General features: G+C 70.6%; 1 protein-coding gene and 1 pseudogene. Both read right to left on the bottom strand.

The genetic code is table 11. The features are described 5' to 3' along the window. A pseudogene (locus OPU66_RS14840) lies at positions 1 to 413 on the bottom strand (SPOR domain-containing protein); the annotation flags it as partial. Next, a complete protein-coding gene (gene argS, locus OPU66_RS14835) occupies positions 413 to 2140 on the bottom strand; it encodes an arginine--tRNA ligase (protein WP_498554422.1) in 1728 nt (575 codons plus the stop codon). The gene argS and the pseudogene OPU66_RS14840, both read right to left, overlap by 1 nt. Positions 2141 to 2338: the final 198 nt, after the last annotated feature.

Here is a 2338-nt window from a genome sequence, read left to right as displayed (position 1 = left end):
GTGCTGGCCGGCGGGCGCGCAGCCGCTGCCGGGGCGGCGGGCGTGCGCGCGACCGGCGCTTCGGGTAACGCCGTCAGGTCGAGCGCTCCCTTGGGGTCCGCGCCCTCGCTGGTCTGGAACGCGGCCTCACCCTTGCCCTCGACCTCCATGCCGCCCGGATCGGCGGGGCGGACCTTATAGGGGCCGGCAGGGGCCGCGATCAGCTCGCCCGCGCCGCCGGGCGCGACCGGGCGGGTCTGCCACCACCAGACCCCGCCGACAACTGCGGCGACCGCGACCAGCCCGGCGATGAGCAGCGCGGCGATGCGGCCAAGGCCGGGCCGGGCGAGATCATCCTCGTCATCGACCGCCTCCAGCCAGGGGAGCCGGTCCTCGTCGCGCAGCAGATAGCCGTCCCGGTCGAAATCGCCCATCACTGCATCTCCTCGGCAGCCGCGACCCCCATCACCGCCAGGCCGTTGCGGATCACCTGCCCGACGCCGTGGATCAGGTCGAGCCGCGCGGCGGTCAGCGCATCATTGCCGGCGACGATCACGCGCCGTTCCGGCCGGTCGTTGCCGGCGTTGAAATAGGCATGGAAGGCGGCGGCGAGATCATAGAGGAAGAACGCGATCCGGTGCGGCTCGCGCGCGACCGCCGCCCCCTCGACGATGCGCGGAAACTGGGCGGCGAGCTTGACCAGCGCCATATCCTCGGCGTCGAGCAGCGCCCGGTCGGCCGCGCCCGACGCCACCCCCGCCTCGGCGGCGCGGCGGCCGATCGAGCAGATGCGCGCATGGGCATATTGGACATAGAAAACCGGATTGTCCTTCGACGCTTCGACCACCTTGGCAAAGTCGAAATCCATCTGCGCATCGGCCTTGCGGGTGAGCATCGAGAAGCGGACGACATCGCGCCCGACCTCGCGCACCACATCGGCGAGCGTGACGAAATTGCCCGCGCGCTTGGACATCTTGACCGGTTCGCCCGCGCGCAGCAGCCGCACCATCTGGATCAGCTTGACGTCGAACTGCACCCGGTCCTCGGTCAGCGCGGCGACCGCCGCCTTGATCCGCTTGACCGTGCCGGCATGGTCCGCGCCCCAGATGTCGATCATCGCATCGACATTCTCGGCCTTCTGGAAATGATAGGCCATGTCGGCGCCGAAATAGGTCCATTGCCCGGTCGATTTGCGGATCGGCCGGTCCTGATCGTCGCCGAACCGGGTCGAGCGGAACAGCGGCAGCTCGACCGGCTCCCAATCCTCGGGCGTCTCGCCCTTGGGCGCCTCGAGCACCCCGTCATAGACAAGGTCGCGCGCGCGCAGCCACGCCTCGGCCGCCTCGGGCTTGCCCGCCGCCTGCAACTCGGCTTCGGACGAGAACACGTCGTGATGGATGCCGAGCAGCGCCAGATCGGCGCGGATCATGTCCATCATCGCCGCGACGGCACGGGTGCGGAACAGCGCCAGCCAGTCCGCCTCGGGCGCGGCGCGGTAACGATCGCCGAACTCGGCGGCGAGCGCCGCGCCGACGGGCTTCAGATAATCGCCCGGATAAAGGCCCTCGGGAATGTCGCCGACCGCCTCGCCCAGCGCCTCGCGGTAGCGCAGATGCGCGGACCGGGCGAGCACATCGACCTGGCCGCCGGCATCGTTGACATAATATTCGCGGATCACCCGGTGGCCGGCAAACTCGAGCAGGCTTGCCAGCGCATCGCCGACCACCGCGCCCCGGCAATGGCCCATATGCATCGGCCCGGTCGGGTTGGCGGACACATATTCGACATTGACGCGCCGCCCGCCGCCCAGATCCGACCGGCCATAATCGGTCGCCAGCCGGTGGATCGCCGCCAGCTCGTCGCGCCAGACGGCGTCGATCAGGCGCAGATTGATGAAGCCCGGCCCGGCAATCTCGACCGCCGCCACCTCGGGCAGCGCGGCCAGCCGGTCGACGATCAGCTGCGCCAGCGCGCGCGGATTGGTGCCGGCGGGCTTGGCCAGCACCATCGCGGCGTTGATCGCCAGATCGCCATGCGCGGGATCGCGCGGGGCCTCGACCGCCACGCCCGATCGCCCCAGCCCCGCCGGCAGCTGGCCGTCGCGGGTCAGCTGGTCGAGAATGTCATGGGTGATGGCGGTGAAACGGGCAAAGATGGTCAAGGCGTTCATCCGTGATGACTGGGATGGCCGCCCAATATCGAACCGGTCCCGCGCGCACCAGCCCCCGCTTTTTGCTGCGCGCCTCTCGGCGCGGGGGGCGGGGTTGTTTGTGCCGCGCCTCGCGGCGCGGGGGCGGCACCGGCCCGCACCCCCACCCGGCCTCCCAACGGCAGGTTACGCTATGGGAGGCCGGGTGGG

Source organism: Sphingomonas sp. URJC2 (assembly GCF_059803575.1).
This window is presented reverse-complemented; position numbering and strand designations above follow the sequence as displayed.